Origin of the sequence: Enterobacter sp. ECC-019, from assembly GCF_043974075.1 — a bacterium.
Classification (GTDB): Bacteria; Pseudomonadota; Gammaproteobacteria; order Enterobacterales; family Enterobacteriaceae; genus Enterobacter; species Enterobacter asburiae_D.
On the sequence record NZ_CP143759.1, the window covers coordinates 1,834,882 to 1,852,795 of the forward strand.

At 53.9% G+C, this 17,914-nt stretch carries 20 protein-coding genes; 7 read left to right on the plus strand and 13 right to left on the minus strand.

Going from position 1 to position 17,914, the window contains the following annotated elements; translation table 11 throughout:
* The first annotated feature begins 1 nt into the window (after window position 1).
* Window positions 2-892 (plus strand): oxidoreductase, encoded by an 891-nt coding sequence (locus V1566_RS08550; protein WP_395305596.1) that lies wholly within the window; start codon window positions 2-4, stop codon window positions 890-892.
* Here the strand turns inward: V1566_RS08550 and V1566_RS08555 are convergent.
* Window positions 889-1,683: an AraC family transcriptional regulator gene (locus V1566_RS08555; RefSeq protein WP_395305597.1), complete on the minus strand. Its 795-nt coding sequence runs from the start codon at window positions 1,681-1,683 to the stop codon at window positions 889-891. The genes V1566_RS08550 and V1566_RS08555 overlap by 4 nt on opposite strands.
* A gap of 76 nt (window positions 1,684-1,759) precedes the next feature.
* Between V1566_RS08555 and V1566_RS08560 the strand changes: the two genes are divergently transcribed.
* The 3 genes from V1566_RS08560 to V1566_RS08570 are packed head-to-tail and all read left to right on the plus strand — an operon-like array spanning window position 1,760 to window position 4,810.
* Window positions 1,760-3,742, plus strand: coding sequence for an FUSC family protein (locus V1566_RS08560; protein ID WP_395305598.1), 1,983 nt, complete (start codon window positions 1,760-1,762; stop codon window positions 3,740-3,742).
* Entirely contained in the window at window positions 3,735-3,950 is a 216-nt protein-coding gene (locus V1566_RS08565; protein ID WP_395305599.1) for a DUF1656 domain-containing protein, read from the plus strand. Before V1566_RS08560 ends, V1566_RS08565 begins: the two co-directional genes overlap by 8 nt.
* Window positions 3,947-4,810: an efflux RND transporter periplasmic adaptor subunit gene (locus tag V1566_RS08570; RefSeq protein ID WP_395305600.1), complete on the plus strand. Its 864-nt coding sequence runs from the start codon at window positions 3,947-3,949 to the stop codon at window positions 4,808-4,810. The genes V1566_RS08565 and V1566_RS08570 overlap by 4 nt, the downstream gene beginning before the upstream one ends.
* Before the next feature lie 130 nt (window positions 4,811-4,940).
* Here the strand turns inward: V1566_RS08570 and V1566_RS08575 are convergent, their stop codons facing one another.
* From V1566_RS08575 to V1566_RS08610, 8 genes are all read right to left on the minus strand, one after another.
* A complete protein-coding gene (locus tag V1566_RS08575; RefSeq protein WP_395305601.1) occupies window positions 4,941-5,444 on the minus strand; it encodes a DUF2569 domain-containing protein in 504 nt (167 codons plus the stop codon).
* A gap of 283 nt (window positions 5,445-5,727) precedes the next feature.
* Window positions 5,728-6,318, minus strand: a complete 591-nt coding sequence (locus V1566_RS08580; protein WP_395305602.1) for a hypothetical protein — start codon at window positions 6,316-6,318, stop codon at window positions 5,728-5,730.
* A gap of 111 nt (window positions 6,319-6,429) precedes the next feature.
* Window positions 6,430-6,840: an Imm63 family immunity protein gene (locus tag V1566_RS08585; RefSeq protein WP_395305603.1), complete on the minus strand. Its 411-nt coding sequence runs from the start codon at window positions 6,838-6,840 to the stop codon at window positions 6,430-6,432.
* Window positions 6,841-6,909: 69 nt separating this feature from the next.
* Window positions 6,910-7,329, minus strand: coding sequence for a type II toxin-antitoxin system HigA family antitoxin (locus tag V1566_RS08590; RefSeq protein ID WP_395305604.1), 420 nt, complete (start codon window positions 7,327-7,329; stop codon window positions 6,910-6,912).
* Entirely contained in the window at window positions 7,326-7,637 is a 312-nt protein-coding gene (locus tag V1566_RS08595; RefSeq protein WP_395305605.1) for a type II toxin-antitoxin system HigB family toxin, read from the minus strand. Before V1566_RS08595 ends, V1566_RS08590 begins: the two co-directional genes overlap by 4 nt.
* A gap of 345 nt (window positions 7,638-7,982) precedes the next feature.
* The gene (locus V1566_RS08600) at window positions 7,983-8,678 is read right to left on the minus strand and encodes a DJ-1/PfpI family protein (RefSeq protein WP_049085678.1); all 696 of its coding nucleotides are present in this window, start codon (window positions 8,676-8,678) and stop codon (window positions 7,983-7,985) included.
* Window positions 8,679-8,954: 276 nt separating this feature from the next.
* Entirely contained in the window at window positions 8,955-10,226 is a 1,272-nt protein-coding gene (gene fabF, locus V1566_RS08605; RefSeq protein ID WP_395305606.1) for a beta-ketoacyl-ACP synthase II, read from the minus strand.
* A 97-nt stretch (window positions 10,227-10,323) separates the two neighbouring features.
* Window positions 10,324-10,881: a winged helix-turn-helix transcriptional regulator gene (locus V1566_RS08610; protein WP_395305607.1), complete on the minus strand. Its 558-nt coding sequence runs from the start codon at window positions 10,879-10,881 to the stop codon at window positions 10,324-10,326.
* A 1,180-nt stretch (window positions 10,882-12,061) separates the two neighbouring features.
* On the opposite strand from V1566_RS08610, the gene cspA reads away from it, so the two are divergent.
* Entirely contained in the window at window positions 12,062-12,274 is a 213-nt protein-coding gene (gene cspA, locus V1566_RS08615; protein ID WP_395305608.1) for an RNA chaperone/antiterminator CspA, read from the plus strand.
* 231 nt (window positions 12,275-12,505) lie between these two features.
* Here the strand turns inward: cspA and V1566_RS08620 are convergent, their stop codons facing one another.
* Both V1566_RS08620 and V1566_RS08625 read right to left on the minus strand, forming a co-directional pair.
* On the minus strand, window positions 12,506-12,961 hold the full coding sequence (locus V1566_RS08620; protein ID WP_395305609.1) for a hypothetical protein: 456 nt from the start codon (window positions 12,959-12,961) through the stop codon (window positions 12,506-12,508).
* 294 nt (window positions 12,962-13,255) lie between these two features.
* On the minus strand, window positions 13,256-14,137 hold the full coding sequence (locus V1566_RS08625) for a LysR family transcriptional regulator (protein ID WP_395305610.1): 882 nt from the start codon (window positions 14,135-14,137) through the stop codon (window positions 13,256-13,258).
* 120 nt (window positions 14,138-14,257) lie between these two features.
* Between V1566_RS08625 and gstA the strand changes: the two genes are divergently transcribed.
* Complete coding sequence (gstA, locus tag V1566_RS08630) at window positions 14,258-14,863, plus strand: glutathione transferase GstA (RefSeq protein WP_395305611.1); 606 nt, start codon at window positions 14,258-14,260, stop codon at window positions 14,861-14,863.
* 81 nt (window positions 14,864-14,944) lie between these two features.
* On the opposite strand, the gene V1566_RS08635 is transcribed toward gstA, so the two are convergent.
* Together V1566_RS08635 and V1566_RS08640 are read right to left on the minus strand one after the other, a co-directional pair.
* Window positions 14,945-15,211 (minus strand): hypothetical protein, encoded by a 267-nt coding sequence (locus tag V1566_RS08635; RefSeq protein ID WP_395305612.1) that lies wholly within the window; start codon window positions 15,209-15,211, stop codon window positions 14,945-14,947.
* Window positions 15,212-15,309: 98 nt separating this feature from the next.
* Window positions 15,310-16,203, minus strand: coding sequence for a LysR family transcriptional regulator (locus V1566_RS08640; RefSeq protein ID WP_395305613.1), 894 nt, complete (start codon window positions 16,201-16,203; stop codon window positions 15,310-15,312).
* A 106-nt stretch (window positions 16,204-16,309) separates the two neighbouring features.
* On the opposite strand from V1566_RS08640, the gene V1566_RS08645 reads away from it, so the two are divergent.
* Window positions 16,310-17,869 carry an MFS transporter gene (locus tag V1566_RS08645; RefSeq protein ID WP_395305967.1) on the plus strand — a complete coding sequence of 520 codons (1,560 nt, stop codon included), beginning with the start codon at window positions 16,310-16,312 and terminating at the stop codon, window positions 17,867-17,869.
* The last annotated feature ends 45 nt before the right edge of the window (window positions 17,870-17,914 follow it).

The following is a 17,914-nucleotide window of genomic DNA, read 5'->3' on the forward strand; positions in this document are numbered from 1 at the left end:
CATGTCTGACAATCCAGTGATTGCGCTGATTGGGCCTGGCGCAATTGGGACCACTATCGCCGCGGTGCTGCATGACGCGGGCCGTACGCCGCTATTGTGCGGACGCACCGCGCATCCGGCATTACGCCTGCGCCACGACGAGGGTGAAACCGTGGTGCCCGGTCCGGTATTAACCGATCCGGCCGTTATCACGCGCCCTGTCGATTTGGTGTTTGTGGCGGTAAAAACGACGCAAAATGCCGACAGCGCCGGGTGGCTGCGCGCGCTGTGCGATGAAAACACCGTGGTCTGCGCCTTGCAAAACGGCGTGGAGCAAAAAGCCCAGCTTGAGGCGTGGGTTAACGGCACAACGGTGCTGCCGTCGGTAGTCTGGTTCCCCGCGCAGCGCGAACCGGATGCTTCCGTGTGGCTGCGCGCCAAACCGCGCCTGACGCTGCCGGACGTGCCGCAGGCGCAGCGGGTAGTGGAGGCGCTTCGCGGTACGAGCTGTCAAGTTGAGCTCTCAACAGATTTCGCCACCGTCGCCTGGCGCAAGCTGCTGCAAAATGCGGTGGCCGGGCTGATGGTGCTGGCCAACCGCCGCGCCGGGATGTTCAGGCGTGAGGATGTCAGCGAACTTGCGCTGGCCTACCTGCGCGAGGGACTTGACGTCGCCCGCGCCGAAGGGGCGAAGCTGGACGATGCTGTGGCCCAGGAGATTCTGGCGAACTTCCAGCGCGCGCCTGAGGACCTGGGCACCTCGATCCTTGCCGACCGTCAGGCCGATCGTCCGATGGAGTGGGATATCCGCAACGGCGTGATCCAGCGCTACGGCCGCAAACACGGTATTGCGGTGCCCATCAGCGACGTGGTGGTGCCGCTGCTGGCGGCGGGGAGCGAGGGGCCGGGCTAACGGCCGTTGTTTTTCCGTTCGGCAAAGTAGTGGGCGGGCGTGCTGCCCATCGCTTTTCGGAACATGGTGATAAACGCATTCACGGATTCGTACCCGAGCGTTGTCGCCACGTTCTGGACGGGTACGCCGCTTGCCAGCTCCCGCAGGGCAATAATCAAATGCAGCTGCTGGCGCCATCGCCCGAAGCTCAGCCCGGTCTCGCGCTGCATCAGGCGGGCAAACGAGCGCTCGCTGAGGGCAAGCCGTTTCGCCCACTCCTTCAGGGTGCTTCTGTCCTCAGGTCGGCTGACCAGCGCGTCGGCCATGGCGCGAATTTTCGGGTCGGATGAGACCGGCAGGCTCAGCTTCTGCTGCGGCATGCTGGCAAGCTCATCAAGCGTGACCCTGATTAGCCTGGCGACGTGGCCATCGGGCGGATACTCCACGCCCTCGCGGGTTAGGCGATCGACCAGCTCCTTAATCAGCGGCGAGATCGCGAGCGTGCAACACTTTTCCGGCAGCGCCGCCGCGCCGGGCTCAATAAACAGATAATTGAGATGCGCGTTCCAGGTCGCTTTGGCGCTGTGCGGGATCCCGCCGGGGATCCAGACGGCGCAGTCCGGCGGCACGATCCAGATGTCATTCTCCGCGTAACAGCTGACCGCACCGTATCGGGCAATAATCAGCTGCCCCTTGCGGTGGGTATGTACCGGCACTTCCGCGGCGTAATCCACGAAGTCCAGATGACGCGCCACCGCCGGGCTGGCGGTAGAGTCAGGGTCATACAGCGTAGTAGCAGATTGAGGCTTCACGATTCTGGCAACATTTAGGTATTTTTTGACAGAATAGAGTATTTAAGCGGGTCTGCAAGCCGGTAATAATCCCGGCATGAAAAACATCTTCTCTCATCACGTGCATCTCCCCGCCGCGCTGCGAAACGATGCGGGGGCGCTGATCTATTCCGCGAAGAGTTTTGCCGCGGCGATGCTGGCTTATTACCTCGCGCTGTCGATCGGCCTTGAGCGTCCCTCGTGGGCCATTATTACGGTTTACATCGTGTCGCAGACGTCGGTCGGGGCATCGCTGAGCCGAAGCCTCTACCGGCTGGCCGGTACCGCGGTAGGTGCCAGCGCGACCGTTCTGATTGTGCCCACCTTCGCGAATACGCCAGTCCTGTGCAGCGCGGTACTGACGGGCTGGATCGCATTCTGCCTGTGGCTCTCCCTGCTGGAACGCACGCCCCGGGCATACGCCTTTGTGCTGGCAGGCTACACCGCGAGCCTGATTGGTTTTCCGGCGGTGTCCGATCCCGGCGGCATCTTTAACGTCGCCGTTGTCCGCGTGCAGGAGATCGCGATTGGGATTTTCTGCGCGGCGCTGATTCACCGCTATGTGCTGCCCGCGCGCGTATCAGGGCTGTTCAACGCTAAGTTATCCCAGACGCTACAGGTCGCGCGCGGGCGGGTGGCGGATACCTTAGCCGGTAAACCCGACGCGGCTTCCGGCCCCCTGCATCTGGCCCTGGCGCTGCAGTTCCTGCAGGGCATCAGCCACCATATTCCGTACGATTTTGCCCTTTCTGCCCCGGTGCGGCAGGCCAGAAAAGCGATCCACGATCGGCTGGCGCGGCTGGTTATCGTCAACTGTGAACTGCACGATCGCCTGCCAGCGATCGGAACCCTGCCCGCCGACGCGCAGACATTGCTGGAGGACGTTCAGGCCTGGCTTGCCGCTGAAGGCGCGGGTGCCAGCAGCACGGCAGAAGCGCTGCGGCTCCGCTGCGCGCTTCTCATCGATCGGTATGCCGCGCAGGCGCAGACGTTTGACGACGCGCTGCAGGTCAGTTTTATTCGCTCCCTCTCGGAGGCTATCGCGCTTCTGCAGCAGTGCGAACGTCTTTCCGGGGCTATCCTCCACGCCAAACCCGTCTTTGGGGAGATGCAAACCCGCGCGGCGAAAGGCTACGTTTTCCACCGCGATCCTCTTACCGCGGCCCGCACGGCGCTGGGGGCTTTCGCCATCATCCTGAGCGGATGCCTGGTCTGGATCTTCTCAGCGTGGCCGGATGGCGGTACGGCGGTGTCTATCCTGGGGGTCTGCTGCACGCTGTTTGGCAGTTTCGACATCCCGGCACCGCACATCGTGAAATACATTATTGGCTCGTTCTGGGGCGTGGTCATTAGCCTGTTCTACAGCTTTGCGCTGTTGCCGCTGGTGAGCGATTTCCCGGTGCTGGTGGCGGTGCTTGCCCCGGCATATCTGCTGGCCGGGTCGCTTCAGGCGCGTCCGCCCACCACGTTTATGGCGATGGGGATTACCCTGACGCTGCCCATTCTGTGCGAGCTGGGGGCGCGCTACAGCGGAGACTTCGCCGTTGCGGCCAACACCGCCATCGCGCTCTTTGCCGCCACCGGCTATGCCGTCGTCAGCATGAGCCTGCTGCAAACCGTGCAGGCGGATGGCGCCATCAACCGTCTGCTGAACCTCTGCCAGCGCGACATTCGCCGCAGCCTGAAGGGCACGCTGCGGGTCGACGAAACGCACTGGATCAACCTGATGATGGACCGAACCGCGCTGTTGCTGCCGCGCCTGCAGCGCAGCGAGCGCGCGCCGGAGCAGGCGCTCGATCGGCTGCTACACGCGCTGCGCCTGGGGCTTTCGGTCATGCATTTACGCCGCAGTGACGCACCGCCCGGCAGTGAGGTTGACGCGCTTTTTCATCGGATAAACGCCGCAGACCGCCACGCCTTACGCGAACGCATCGTCACCCTTATCGAACGCCATCTGCCTGCGGCAGATGAACATACGCGCCAGTTTGTCTTCAGGCTGGTGGATCTGCACTGTGCATTACGGGAGCCAGACCATGGTTAACGATCTCAATATCGGCGGGGTTTTTATTCCGGGGCTGCTGACGGTCGCCCTCGCGGTGCTGGTCTGCACGCTAAGCCTCGTCGCGCTTTTCTCTCTCAGCAGGCTCTACCGGCGATTGCCGTTTCGCCCGCTGATGGATGTTTCAACCTGGATTGTCACCTTTTTCCTGCTAATGCAGGGCCTGACCGCGTTGGGGTTATTGTCATGAAATCACTGCTCTCTTTACTGGCTCGCTATGCGCTGACGCTGAGCGTCGTCGCGGCGGCCACGCTTCTGGCGTTTATGATGTGGAAACACTACGCACAAACGCCGTGGACCCGCGACGGCCGCGTGCGGGCGGACGTGGTGCAGATAGCGCCGGATGTCTCCGGGCCGGTCATCAGCGTGGCCGTGCGGGACAATCAGTGGGTGAACCGGGGCGATGTGCTCTACACCATCGATCCGCGCTGGCTTAAGCTGGCGGTGGTCAGCGCGCAGGCGGACGTCGAGTCGAAACGCCATGAGATGCTGATGCGCCAGGACGCGGCCCACCGCCGCACGCTGATTAAAAACGCCATTTCGAGCGAGGATTTGCAGCAAACCGGCAGCGCGGCGAACGTCGCGGCGGCCAACTATCACGGCGCGCTGGCCGCGCTGGATCTGGCAGAGCTGAATCTGGCGCACGCCACCGTGCGTGCGCCGGTTTCGGGGTACGTTACGCACCTACGGCTTCGCCCCGGAGACTACGCGACGGCGGGGGAGACAAAGGTCGCCATCGTCGATGCCCGCAGCTTCTGGGTAGTGGGGTACTTTGAGGAGACCAAGCTGCGCCATATTCGCGTCGGGGATGCCGCGCAGGTTGTGCTGATGGGGTATGAGCCGGTCATCACGGGTCACGTGGAGAGCATCGGGCATGGGATTGGGGACAGCAACGATGAAACGGGCGGGCTTGGCCTGCCCAACGTCGAGCCCACCTTTAGCTGGGTCCGGCTGGCACAGCGCGTGCCGGTGCGCATTCATATCGACAGGTTACCGGAGGGGGTTGAGCTGGTGGCGGGGCTGTCGGCGAGCGTGGCGGTGGGGGGATAGATGTGAGTATGAATGTCTGTTTTGTGCCAAAAGCGGACGGTGACACCGTCCGCTCGGTTTTGATGACATGAGGTGGATCAATAGAACTCTGACTGATTAATCATCAAAATGGTGAAGCCACTCGTACTTTTTATCGAATAAACGTTCTTTTTACACGAACTGATATAATGAAATAGGGAATCCAAATTAACGCTGTTATCACATTTCTAAAGATAGGTACAAGTTCATTATATCCAATCTCAGCGCCAGGAATTAACGCGTAAAGCAGGTAGGTATTTAATGACATCGACGTTACGACTGATATCAGAAACAAAATATAAAGCTTTGGTAGCGATTTTTTCTTTCTTATGAAAAATGAAAGAACTGTGACTGTAAATAAAAATTCGCCAATGTAAATGGCGAGGGAAAGCATGAAGAATATTTTTGCATGTGTATTCAGATGCGAATAATTTTCTATCGTAAATTTAAATGCATCAGTCATTGCAAATAGATAGGAAGCAGCGGTGACCACTAAACCTATAAGAGGTAAGAAGAGAAATCCTCCAATTTTCCTGAAGTTTTTATCTTCACAGCTATCGCAAAATTCTCTGTCCTGAGGTATTTCTACCCCGCATTTTATACATCCCCATTCCATAGATGGACCTTTGTCATATTTTATAATTAACAATAGATTAAACTAAGTATGTTGCAAACGCAACTGGCCGGTAAATAAGTATGCTATACAGGTAATTTTTCGCTTAAATTTGTGTTAAGGGTGACTATTCGCAATAAAGGTATTCATTTTTAAAGGCGGTTTCCAGGGGGCGCTCTTTGCTAATAGCTGTTTCTCAGACATTCCATTCCGACAGAAACCTTCCGGAAACGGATATTTAAAGTCAAGTGCTAACGCTGAACGCCATAACGTTCTCTTTTGCATTTCACCCCAGCCCTTCAATATTTGCCCTAACTGCTTTCAGAGTCCTTTTGCGGATCCAGCCGCTGCCCGCCCGTATTATCAGCCAGTAAGCTAACATTTTTAGCCGAGTGCGACTGTCCGGACAATAGATGAATGTTTCCGTAGAGAGTTCATGCTTGCCGGGTGCCAGCTCCGTTACCTTGTAGCGCAGCAACAGTTTCGCGCTGCCCGGCGCGGCTGGGGTCTGAAAAGCGCTGGCATCCGGAACGTTTTCCAGACCGAAATCGGTACGCCAGAATTGCCCCCTTAAGCCATAGCAAAGCTCAGATGCAGAGTTTTTCAGAAGGGTAAAACTGTGCAGGCCAAAGTTGTCGATCGAGCCAGGCTGCTGATTGCGTAGTAATTTTTGCGGTAATTGACGCAAAGACATTAACCGCCGAATCACGGCATCTTGCCGGACGTCAAAGTTAGCAATCAACGGCAGAATATTTTCAGGGTAGGTAGTGTGAATGACCGTTAGGTGTTTTTCATGAAACTGGAACTGGGGGAGAAAAGCGGGAGCATCCTGCCACTGAGCAAGCGCTTTGCGGGTAACGAATCCAGGGTTCAGCATCTCTCTTCCTTGTCATCCCTTACGTCCAGCCAGAATAACAGATGGTATGTCGCAGGCAATTACCAGGAAAAGATAGGGGAAGAGGGCAGTGAATGTAACAAGTCGGTTGGGTTAACGACGTTCGCTTCTTTGCGAATGGAGAAGCTCAGTGATTTCTTTGCGCTTTCTTGTTGCCCATTCAGGCTTGATAGAGAGCATTAAACTATATTGCCTTCTGAAATAAACCTCTCTGAATTCTCGTTCAGATGAATGGTTTGCTGCATAAGTTGAGGCCAGCCCCGCTACGGCACTCTCCGCAAACCAATAAAGAATTTCATCGTCACTGAGCGTTACTTTTCGCTGTATCTCAAGGCCTCTTTCACTGACGATAAAATGATATTCTTTTCCATGAATTTCAAGATAGGGCGTTGCAACCCCATCAGGTTGGTCAGGGATAAAGAAGTAATGATTTGGCCTTGTGCCTCCCCCTAATTGCTCACCTATTTTTAGAAGCTCGTTTCGCAGTTCTTCAATTGTTTTCATAAGCATCTCTTTGTTCTTGTATGTAAACGACTCATTATCACGGATTGGGTGCACAGAGCCTGCTATCAATCAATTCCCCACAAACGCACTCACCGGTAAACCAAAACGCTTCGCCAGCGCACGCATATGATCCAGGGTCAACGTACGCTGTCCGTTGAGGATCCGACTCACCAGAGACTTTTTACCAATCTCGCTCTCGAAGTCGCTCTGAGTGAGTTGGTACTGGTCCATCAGCGTTCGCAATAACGCAACGCCTGACGGAATGCTGGCAACACGCGCGTTAAATTCTGCAAACTCCTGAGACTCGTTTTCGTATTTATCGATTTTCGCGGTGAGCATCTCTACCAGCGGACTATCGGGGTCATGCTCAATCAGATACTCCACCAACCCCAGAGCATCCTCGTAATCTTGTCGCGACGGGCTTGAGCCGAGGAAAGGGAGCGCGTTGGTCAGATCGTTTGCCGCTTTGATAGCTGCTGCATAGTTCATTCTTTCGTTCTCCGGTAGAGGTCCGTGAGCTTGTCATAATCTGCGTGAGTGCTGATGTGTTTGATGAAGATCTTTCCACGCTCAAAATCAGCAAAAAACATCACTCTTAAATGCCCGCCACCCACATCAATGACCCACCATTTTTCCCGGTATTTCATCCTGTCCAGGCTGGGGAAGCGCTTTCTCATATCGTCCGGTGACGGGTAGTGTTCCTTCTTTAGCACCCGGTAAAGATCGTCCAGAGCGAGTGCTTGATTAGGAAATTGTCTGGTGGCCGTGTCGAAAGGCGCTCTTGGGACTACGTGCATCCTTGCCCCTTGTTTCCAGAATGGAAACATTATAGATAGTGGGTGGTGAGTTGACAATGTGGAAACTGTAATGAGCAGCAGTTTCCATATGCTCGTGATTACGGCGCTCATGTATTGAGTGCGGACACTTTAAGAGGTGGTGATGAGAGATTAAAGTGGATGGTATGGCTCGGTTTTGGGTATTTGTTTGATTTGCGTAGCGTATTCAGGAATTGTTTGCTGAGAAGGAGTGTAGTGGATGATAGTTTTGCTAACTAGATTATATGCAAGCGTGTGAAAGATACGTCCACTTTGTGCCAGAAGCAGACGTTGAAAATGAAAAGGGAAACGCCTTTTGCTACTCCCTTATTTATGAAGTTTGGCTGCTGCTTTCAACGTAGCCTGTAGCCTCTTTTCAATAAATGGCGCAACTTGTTGCTGGGCTTTTTTTAGCTGTTCTTCAGATGCGGAGCGGGGCGAGCCACAGTTAAAGGGAGGGGCTGGGTCATATTCCATATGCAACTGAATATTTTGTGCAATATCAGATCCGAATATTTCTGATACGACATTAAGGGCAAAATCGATACCTGAAGTCACACCTGCGCCCGTGATACGGTTGCGGTCACGTACTACGCGCTCATTTACCGGCTCTGCGCCCAACAACTCCAGCTGCCCCAGTGAAGCCCAGTGCGTCGTCGCTTTATATCCATCCAGAAGCCCTGCGGCGCCCAGCACAAGCGCTCCGGTGCAAACTGAGGTTATTAGCTTTGCTTGTTTACTTTGAGCCCGGATAAATGAAAGGACTTCTTCATCCTCCATCAGGTTTATCTGGCCAGGCCCTCCGGGGACACAAATTACATCCAGTGCGGGACATGCATTGAATGTGGTGGTTGGTTGAATCGCCATACCACGATCTGAAACCACAAGGTCCAGGTTTTTCCAGATGAGATGAACCTTTGTATCTGGAGCCCGTGTAAAGACTTCATACGGACCGGTCAAATCAAGCTGAGTAAGAGCAGGGAACAGGAGCAGACCGATTGATATATCTGTGGAATGACTCATAAATGTCCTTTCTCTAAAAATGAAAAATGATTGTTTCAATAGGTTTGTCAATGCACTGAAGCATGTCTCGACAGGACGAATGCCTGTCTGTTTTGACGAGGGGATCGTAATGTACTCATCAAATGATCTTAGCTACCTGTCGCCAGTTGGTCAGGCGAACTTCTTTATGTCTTCTCAAGGATACATTTCTGAGTATTAGTTGGAAATCAGTGACTGAATATTTTGCTCTGGTGGAAGTCCCCCACCGACCTTTTCAGAGGGGGAGCTGAACTATTATTACCAACGTTTCAGCAGCAGGCTGGCGTTGACACCGCCAAAACCAAAACCGTTCGAAAGCGCATAACGCATCTTCTGTGGGCGGGCCACCAGCGCCACCAGGTTCAGACCTTCCGCTTTTTCATCGGGGTGATGCAGGTTCAGCGTCGGCGGCACCATCTGGTCGCGCAACGCCTGAATGGTGAAAATAGCCTCAATCCCGCCAGCTGCGCCTAATAGATGGCCGGTTGCTGATTTCGTCGAGGTAATGGCGACGGGATGCGCGCCAAACAGTTTTTTAATCGCCGCAAGTTCACCTTTGTCTCCAACCTGAGTCGAGGTGGCGTGAGCGTTGATATGATCAATCTCTTCTGCTGAGATCCCCGCCTGACGAATGGCCATTTCCATGGCTCGACGTGCACCATCACCATCTTCCGGGCCAGCGGTCAAGTGATAAGCATCAGCGCTGGTGCCGTAGCCGACAAGCTCGGCCAGCGGCGTGGCGCCTCTCGCTAGCGCGTGCTCCAGCGACTCAATCACGATAAGCCCGGCACCTTCTCCCATTACAAAACCATCGCGGTCGCGGTCAAAGGGGCGGGAAGCTGCTTCCGGCTGGTCGTTGGAGGAGCTGGAAAGCGCCTTTGCTGCAGCAAACCCGGCAAGACTAACACGGTGAATTGCCGCTTCTGCACCACCGCAGAGGGCGATATCTGCCTCGCCGCTGTGGATCATCCGTGCAGCATCGCCAATGGCCTGCGCGCCTGCCGCGCAGGCGGTTACCGGCGCGCCTATGGGGCCACGGAAACCGTGGGCGATAGACACATGCCCGGCGGCCAGGTTGGCAAGAAAAGAGGGGATGGTGAATGGAGACAGGCGACGCGGCCCGCGCTCATCAGTCGTATGTACCGCATTGGCGATCTCGCCGAACCCGCCGATCCCGGTGGCAATGACCGTTGCGGTGCGTTCTTGTTCTGCCGCTGATTCAGGCGACCACCTGGCTTGCGTCAGAGCCTCATGCGCGGCAACCAGCGCAAACTCGATAAAGCGATCCATCTTTTTGCGCTCTTTGGCCGGGATGATCGCTAGTGGATCGAAGCCGTGCAACGCATCGCGTTCGATGGACGGAACCAGTCCAGCCACTTTGCAGGGAATATCCGCGACCAACTGCTCGCTAAGCTTTGTAATACCTGACTTCCCTGCCAGCAGAGATTGCCAGACATGCTGTACGCCGCACCCCAGAGGGCTGACAATCCCCATCCCGGTTATGACAATGCGTTTAACTGAAACGCCCATAATCAACTCTCCTGTAATATTAGTGTTCCGGCGGTATTTCCATCAATAGAACCAGCAGAGCGGCAATCAAAAAACGATCATAATGAAGGCTCTTTTTTTACTGGCCGGATTCATCGCTGGCATCTCTATAAGACTCGGGTTGGAATTTTTGCCCACTATAACCTTCGCGTTTGCGCTGCAAATATTCGTGACGGTATTTCATCATCGGCGAGGCTGCGGGTCCCGGCACCATGGTGTATTTATCCGGGATAATCTCTTCACCGGTCGCTTTATCGACCAGGATCGGCTCCACGTGCCGCTGGGTTTCACTTTCCACCAATTGCATCTGACGGCCTTCGGGTGCGAAGTTGCGGTTACCCCATTCCGCCAGCGCCAGCAGCACCATGCGAAAATCGCGGCCGCTTTGCGTGAGGAGGTATTCGTAACGAGGCGGTGTGCTGCTGTAGCAAATCTTCTCCAGTAGTCCATCGTCTACCAATGCCTTCAGGCGGCGCGAAAGAATATTGGGCGCGACGTTACTGCTTTTCTGGAACTCGTCAAAGCGGGTAAAGCCCGCAAAGGCGTCGCGCAGGATCATTATGCTCCAACTATCACCGATGCGGCCAAGACTACGGGCGATGGGGCAGGGAGCGTGAAAAAGCGGTTCATTTTTCATGGGCAGACCTGAATGAATTGGTGGCTTTCAGAAGCAAAGTGACATAGTAACTATCAAAATGCAAGTTACTTAAAAAATGATCTCTTAGCAGGTTCATGGCGCAGTAGTTAAAGTAGACCGCGATATACCAATACAGAGTGGCAATTCGGCTTAGCGGAAAGCGGCGGAGTACCGGACAAGTGGACTGAGAAGTACCGGATGAATACTGGTTAAGTCGAGTTGCTGCATTCCAAATACAAATGCTGCATCGCGGCAGATAGGCGCAAGACTGAATAAACCGGTGGTGGGAGCTGCAACGGCAGTCCTGTGCCAGAAGCATCGATACAATGAATAGCGGGATGCAGCACAGTCACTATCGCTGTTAATAAAAACATGTTTTAAAAAACAGTATTGACCGCAAATCTCAAATAAGTAAATTAGTACTTAGCAGCACAATGAAAGTGGTTAGTCAGTTAGTGAATAGAAAGAAGTTCTGGGTTAAGCCATTTTGCTTTACAGGCCAGGAAGTTTGTTGTTTGGGATGTAGTTAGCTTTCATGCCTCGTAGTGATTGTGCTGATTCGCAAAATGGTAGTGTTAGCGCGACGATGTAAGGCCTTGTTTTTTTTAGTTTATGCTGGCGGTTTCGTTTTTTGATGGCAACCGTATCAGTAAAGGGCAACGCATCAAAGTGTATATGTCGCGATGGGGGATGTGCTTGTTTAAGTTGCCACGCTTAGCTTTTGAAAGCGTAGGCGGTGTATAACGAGATAAATAGAGGGAGGCTTTTTAGTATTAATGCCCAATATTATCTGTAGTGAACGGGTACATTTGAAAGCAGTTTAAATAGCAGTATCACTTTATTAAGTCCATTAATGTTAAATCTGAAGTCTGTAGTACCTTAAAAGCCCTGGCTGCAATGGTCGGGGCTTTTAATATTACTGCCCTTTTGAATTGTAAGTTTTCCTACCAGATTGCTGACAAAAATAATCTTGCTTATCAACTCATATGAGTCCACGATGCGTCATCGGTTTGGCATACAGACCTTATGAAAGCAGTTTTAGTAAAGCAGTCCTCATTTCAAGCGTTATCCTTAGATACTCTTCTGCATGAGCCTCCTCCTAAGTGCCCAATAAGTCCTCATCTGCAAGCAGGCCATGTTCGCCACAACGTGTGGCTCAAGAAAATTAAAGGAAGTATCTATGTCAAATAAAATGACTGGTTTAGTAAAATGGTTTAATTCTGAAAAAGGTTTCGGCTTCATTACGCCAACTGACGGCAGCAAAGATGTTTTTGTTCATTTCTCTGCCATTCAGAGCAACGCTTACAAAACGCTCGACGAAGGTCAGAAGGTTGAGTTCTCGATTGAGAATGGTGCCAAAGGCCCGGCTGCAGGAAATGTTGTCACGCTTTAATTGCCGATAATGACACAGACGCTTACGACAGCGATGACGGCACTGGCCTGAGCAGATAAGTGAATGTGATAAAAAACCCGCCCTGAGCGGGTTTTTGTGTTTCATGGATGACATGCAACAAGGATGTCTGCTCTTCGCTCTTAACGGACATTCAACAAACAACGTTGTACTTTGCGTAAGGCCGAAATCCTGATTTTTATCCAACAGAACCCCGGCCTCCCATCACCCGCCTCAGTGCGCCTGGATATAAGGCTCCTTCACAAACTCCGCCAGCAGCCAGACCATATCATGCAGCAGCCCGGTGAGTTCTTTCGCCACGCTTGCAGGCAGTGTCCCGCCAATCACCGCCAGTGTTAACGCCACAGTATAGTCCACTTGCAACGTCGTCTCCTGCCAGCAGTCCGGTACACAGGAGGTAATCTTTTCCCCCGCAATCAACTGTTCAACCAGATACGGCGGGAGTTCGGCATCACAGCACTCCCGCAGTCGCTTAAGCGCAGCCAGCAATCGCTTACAGAGTGTAGCAAACGTCACTGCGTCGTCAGTTTCCACCAGCACGCTGACATACGCAGTACAGGCATCGGCCAGTTCGAAGAGATCCGCAGAATCGGAAATTGAAGTGTTGATGAGGTGATGAACTGCGCTTTCCTCAGAGAGCGCGTAAGAAAATCCAGGAGTAGTCGCCATTTAGCATCCTCTTTGTCTAAAAAAACGTCATGTTATGCTAACGGGTTCCTATGCCCGGTTACGGATGTGCCGCAACGCAGGCACTTTACGACCGCAAAGAAGGGATGAAAAGGGATCCCCCTGAATTACATAAGGTTGTTTGCAGATTTGCGAGGCGGCTTCCAGAAGGGCATTGCCGGGTGGCGGCTACGCCTTACCCGGCCTACAAAACTGCCAACCAACCTACCCGCGACACGAACCGTAGGCCCGCGCAAGCGCAGCGCCGCCGGGCACAGTTTGCACCGCCGTAACTCCTTACGCAGACCTTTTCATTTTCAATCCTTCTAATAACGCCTGCGTCGCGTGGGAGGATTTGCCCGCCTGCGAACAAACCATCCCAAACTCCCGATATAGGGAAGGCGTAACGGGCACGACGCACAAGCCGCGTAATTCATCCGGCAGGGCGGATTCAGGTATCAGCGCAACGCCCATACCTTCGCGTACCAGCAGGCAGGCGCTGATCCAGTCGCGGACGGACACCCGTACGTCAGACAGCTGCAAGCCTGCCTGTTCCATCAGGCTTTTTCCGTTAACGGCACAACCGCCGGTTGCGAGCACGAAGGGCTGGTCTGCCAGTTCCTCAAGGGTGATGCCGCGCGTACGTGCATAACGAGCCTGACGGTGGCTGGCCGGCAACACCGAGACCCATGCATCCTGCCCTAAGATCGCTTCAGCACGCCCAGGAACAGGGTTCAGGACCACGCCCAGATCAACCGTATCTGCTGCAATCCATTCCTCGACTTCCTGGTCCGTCCCTTCCAGTACCACCACCTCGATTTCAGGATGCAGGCGCTTAAAGTCGCGCAGCAGCCCAGGCAAAAATGCGGATGTCACCGAAGGAAAACTGGCAAGACGAATGCGTCCGCCACTTAACCCCCGGCTCTCATCCGCCAGTACACGGATGGCGTCCAGTCGCGCCAGCATGCTCCTTGCCTCTTTGACCACCTGCTCGCCCAGGGCTGTTACACCAATGTGGCGTCGCTCACGCGTGAATACCGCAAATCCTAGTGCGGCCTCTAACTGCGCGATCGCCTGGCTGGCGCCCGACTGCGTCATGCCGACCTCTTCAGCAGCACGCGAAATATTACTCGCGTCCGCCACGGCAACCACCAGGCGCCAGTGCAAAAGATTCATCATGGGTATCAGTAGCTCAGCTAATAGTTAATTTATGAATCATTAATTTTACAGTGAGAGCGGCTTTAAGCACAGTGTAGGCAAACCGAATCTTTATCACTTAGCCGCTTTAACGGAGAGATTATGAAACTCTATTACGCCCCGGACACCTGTTCACTCTCACCCCATATCGTGCTTCGCGAACTGGCGATTGAGTTTGAACTGGTTAAAGTGGACAACAGGAGCAAGCTTACCGCTGATGGGCGCGACTTCCTGACCATCAACCCTAAAGGGTATGTCGCTGCGCTTGAACTGGATGACGGAAATATCCTGACCGAGGGGCCAGCGATTTTGCAGTACCTGGCAGATCTCAAGCCGGAGAGGGAGCTGGCACCGCGTGCAGACAGCTGGGAGCGAGTGCGGCTTCAGGAATGGCTAAACTTTATCACCAGCGAAATACACTCGGGATCGGCACCTCTTTTCAACCGCGCGCTGCCCGAAGAGGTCAAAACTATTTTTCGCGAGAAGCTGTTCAGGCGGTTCGATTTTCTTGAGAAAAGGCTCTCCACAAGCGCTTATCTGATGGGAGCGTCTTTCAGCGTGGCGGATGCCTATCTTTTCACCGTGCTGGGGTGGTGCTCGTTCTTCTCAATTGAACTCAACGACTGGCCCGCGCTACTGGCGTACAGGGCAAAAATCAATGCCCGTCCCGCTGTTCAGGCCGCATTGCATGCGGAGGCGAAAGTCTAGTTCTGCGTATTCCGGCGCAACAATTAATGCCTGAAGCAGGAGGCAGGTGAGGATGTGGAATCAGGATGCGTAAGCATACTGTCACTCTGCATCTGATTGCCTGGCGCTTTTCACTGCATCCTGCTTCCCCGGATTGCACTGCTGTTTTGTTCCGGGAAGATAAAATTTTCCCGACGGGTCCGGATCTGTTCCGCCCGGACAACCCGCGCGGCCCGGCGTTGAGGCGGTGCCATCCGAACCGTTTCCGCCATCTCCACCATTACCGCCGTCCCCACCATTACCGCCATCCGCAGCATTTGCAGCAAATGCACATACTAAGAGCAAATAGGCAATAAAACGCTTAGTCATCAAAACCTCCCTCCTGTGAGCACAGCCAGAGTAACAGATGGTTTGCGGCAGACAATTACCAGGAAAACGTAGTACCGAAGCGCGCATCAATAAAACCTTTACGACTTTAAGAGCCCGTTCTCAGACATGAAATCAATAAAGCAGCGAATTCTCGGAGAAAGGTGGCGTCGGGTTGCCCACAGCGCAGAAAACTGCCCTTGTCGGACACACGCACCCGGTAAAACATCTCTCAGATCTCCCTTTTCCAGTGCTTCACGGACGACAAAATCAGGGACATAACTGATACCCATACCCGCAGAGCTCATGCGGATCACGGCTTCAATATTGTTGGCGGTTAAGACAGAAACTGGTGTGAAGTTACTTACCCCATCCGCACCTTGTAGCTCCCAGGGCTGTAGTAACCCTGTCGAGGGAAAGCGGTAGAGAATGCACTTATGGTTGTTTAAATCCTCCGGGGACGCCGGTGAACCATACTCCAGCAGATAAGCAGGGCTGGCGCAGAGAACAAAACGGAAGCTGCCGAGCGTCTTCGAGGTGAGCCTGGAGTCCGCAATTTCACCGCTGCGTATCGCCACATCGAACCCTTCATCAATGATGTTTACCAGCCGGTCACTGAAGTCCAGCTCCAGCTCAATATCCGGGTAGCGGAGGGTGAAGGAAGGAAGAAGAGGAAGCAGTAATCGATAGCCTGTTACCGGAAGAGAAACCCTGAGTTTACCAGAGGGCAGGGCAATATGGCGGGTCAGCTCTGCCTCTGCATCCTGCAATTGTTCAAGGATCTGCTGGCAGCGAACCAGTAATACCGCCCCCTCTGCCGTCAGGCTTACGCTCCGGGTGCTGCGATTGAAAAGCCTTACGCCCAGTTTTTGTTCAAGCCTGGCAACATTTTTGCCAACCGCTGACGCTGAAATGCCAAGCAGTCTTGCTGCCTGAACAAAGCTCAGCGTTTCCGCGGTCCTGACAAACGAGGTGAGTGACGTCAAACTATCCATTGATTATGAACTTTATCTCTATTCAGTTGGTATTTTCAGTCTATTTATCTTAGTAATTGTCCGCAATAACATGGCTCACGTATTTCACGCGAACCAGGGTAATCAGATGCGCTCTTTCATAACGTCATTTCTTCGGCCTGCCGGAAGCCCGGCCGCCGCCTCAATCTTCGTGGCGGCCATACTGCTGCCGGTCAGTTTTACCGGTGGCGTGGTGACCACCCCGGCAATCAGCCATGCACTGGGCGGTTCCGCTGCGGCACTCTCATGGCTGACGAATGGATTCATGCTGACGTTCGGTAGTTTTCTCCTGTCAGCAGGCGTAATGGCCGATGCAGCAGGCAGAAAACGGGTATTCATCCTCGGGTTAGTCATCTTTGGCCTTAGCAGTTCGCTCATATTCTTAGCCAATAATCTCTCCTTAATCGGCGTGCTCAGGTCAGTACAGGGTATCGCAGCAGCGATGACTTTAGCGGGCGGGAGTGCTGTACTGGCTCAACTCTATGAGGGCGTTGCCCGAACCCGGGCATTCAGCATCCTGGGGACGATGTTTGGCGCAGGATTAGCCTTCGGCCCTCTGGTGATTGGTTTTATCACTGATGTTCTGGGCTGGCGGTGGGTATATGCCTTGATGGCGCTGATCTCCGGAACGGTCATGCTGGCGGGCACGTTGTTTATTCCCGTGTCGGAAAAAAACGTGCACAGATTGGTGGATTACGCAGGCTTAGCACTGTTTACCGCTGCGCTGGTTCTGTTTACTGCGGGGATAATGCTGGTGCCTGTCTGGGGATTCTTATCCCTTCCCAACTTTGCTCTGTTTGCTACCGCTTTACTGCTTTTTATCGCGTTTGTGGCGCGCTGCCTGAACGTCGAAAATCCTGTATTCGACTTATCTCTTGTACGCGCGCCGCGCTTTGCCGGCGTCCTGTTACTGCCGGTAGCAACCTGCTATTGCTATGTTGTGCTGTTGATTATCCTCCCGCTGCATTTCATGGGGGGTGACGGCCTGAGCGAGACACAGAGTGCGTTTTATCTCATGGCGCTGACGACGCCGATGCTGATCGTTCCCTCGCTCGCCGCCTTACTGACCCGGTGGTTTAATCCTGGGGCTGTTTCTGCCGCCGGACTGATGTTATCTGCAGCCGGATTGCTCATCCTCGGGCAGGCTTTACAGAGCACCAGTAGCAGCCTTTTAGTGTTTTCATTGGTTTTAACCGGCGCAGGTGCCGCACTTCCCTGGGGGCTGATGGATGGCCTGGCCATTTCCTCCGTGCCTGTCGAAAAATCCGGTATGGCAGCAGGCCTGTTTAATACTGTTCGCGTTGCGGGGGAGGGCATTGCGCTTGCTATGGTGTCAGCATTTTTAGTGGAAATGAACGCGCTCAATCTCAGAAAAAACCTCTCCGGTTATGCGTCAGAAAGTATTGATAGCGCCGCTTCATGGCTGGGAAGTGGCAATATTGAACGGGCCGCTGCTCTCTTGCCGGGTCTTTCTCATCCATTACTCAGGGAAAGTTATGACTCGGCCTATGTCTGGTTATTTCGTCTCCTCGCCGTCATCACCGTGCTTTGCGCATTCCTGGTCTGGCGAATGTTAGGGCGGAGGAGTCCCGTTTATCCGTCCTTACCTTCAGCGGTATCCCGGGCCCGCCCCCCGCGTAGCCAATGACGACTTTCCAAACCGCACCCTAAGCGTTTATGGTGTTGTTTCACC

Excerpts from the sequence above, each read along its gene's own strand:
- V1566_RS08600 (WP_049085678.1), bottom strand. The coding sequence starts at position 8,678 with ATGAGTCATTCCACAGATATATCAATCGGTCTGCTCCTGTTCCCTGCT.
- gstA (WP_395305611.1), top strand. The coding sequence starts at position 14,258 with ATGAAACTCTATTACGCCCCGGACACCTGTTCACTCTCACCCCATATC.
- V1566_RS08560 (WP_395305598.1), top strand. The coding sequence starts at position 1,760 with ATGAAAAACATCTTCTCTCATCACGTGCATCTCCCCGCCGCGCTGCGA.
- V1566_RS08645 (WP_395305967.1), top strand. The coding sequence starts at position 16,310 with ATGCGCTCTTTCATAACGTCATTTCTTCGGCCTGCCGGAAGCCCGGCC.
- V1566_RS08585 (WP_395305603.1), bottom strand. The coding sequence starts at position 6,840 with ATGAAAACAATTGAAGAACTGCGAAACGAGCTTCTAAAAATAGGTGAG.
- cspA (WP_395305608.1), top strand. The coding sequence starts at position 12,062 with ATGTCAAATAAAATGACTGGTTTAGTAAAATGGTTTAATTCTGAAAAA.
- V1566_RS08575 (WP_395305601.1), bottom strand. The coding sequence starts at position 5,444 with ATGGAATGGGGATGTATAAAATGCGGGGTAGAAATACCTCAGGACAGA.
- V1566_RS08595 (WP_395305605.1), bottom strand. The coding sequence starts at position 7,637 with ATGCACGTAGTCCCAAGAGCGCCTTTCGACACGGCCACCAGACAATTT.
- V1566_RS08550 (WP_395305596.1), top strand. The coding sequence starts at position 2 with ATGTCTGACAATCCAGTGATTGCGCTGATTGGGCCTGGCGCAATTGGG.
- V1566_RS08625 (WP_395305610.1), bottom strand. The coding sequence starts at position 14,137 with ATGATGAATCTTTTGCACTGGCGCCTGGTGGTTGCCGTGGCGGACGCG.
- fabF (WP_395305606.1), bottom strand. The coding sequence starts at position 10,226 with ATGGGCGTTTCAGTTAAACGCATTGTCATAACCGGGATGGGGATTGTC.
- V1566_RS08565 (WP_395305599.1), top strand. The coding sequence starts at position 3,735 with ATGGTTAACGATCTCAATATCGGCGGGGTTTTTATTCCGGGGCTGCTG.
- V1566_RS08640 (WP_395305613.1), bottom strand. The coding sequence starts at position 16,203 with ATGGATAGTTTGACGTCACTCACCTCGTTTGTCAGGACCGCGGAAACG.
- V1566_RS08620 (WP_395305609.1), bottom strand. The coding sequence starts at position 12,961 with ATGGCGACTACTCCTGGATTTTCTTACGCGCTCTCTGAGGAAAGCGCA.
- V1566_RS08635 (WP_395305612.1), bottom strand. The coding sequence starts at position 15,211 with ATGACTAAGCGTTTTATTGCCTATTTGCTCTTAGTATGTGCATTTGCT.
- V1566_RS08590 (WP_395305604.1), bottom strand. The coding sequence starts at position 7,329 with ATGAACTATGCAGCAGCTATCAAAGCGGCAAACGATCTGACCAACGCG.
- V1566_RS08610 (WP_395305607.1), bottom strand. The coding sequence starts at position 10,881 with ATGAAAAATGAACCGCTTTTTCACGCTCCCTGCCCCATCGCCCGTAGT.
- V1566_RS08580 (WP_395305602.1), bottom strand. The coding sequence starts at position 6,318 with ATGCTGAACCCTGGATTCGTTACCCGCAAAGCGCTTGCTCAGTGGCAG.
- V1566_RS08570 (WP_395305600.1), top strand. The coding sequence starts at position 3,947 with ATGAAATCACTGCTCTCTTTACTGGCTCGCTATGCGCTGACGCTGAGC.